The organism is Candidatus Nanopusillus massiliensis (genome assembly GCF_920984865.1).
Genome location: NZ_OV100765.1, coordinates 187,131 through 187,414 on the forward strand (window position 1 = coordinate 187,131; position 284 = coordinate 187,414).

Genomic DNA, 284 nt, shown 5'->3' on the forward strand with positions numbered 1-284 from the left:
AATTTGATATTACTACAAGTCCTCCTATTATTATTACATTTGTTACATTATCATTTATAAGCATTTGTACTGTATTATTTAATTAACCATTGGATTTTGATATACTATATATACTGGTAATTTGTATATATGTCCTACTACATTTGCTACCAAATAATCTGCATATGNNNNATTTGTGACTAAAATGACTGTAACCATAAATATTAATTAATAATAAATAATTTAAATATTATTTAATATTTTCTCATAAACTTCTTTCTCATTATTAAAAGTAAATCCTGCAG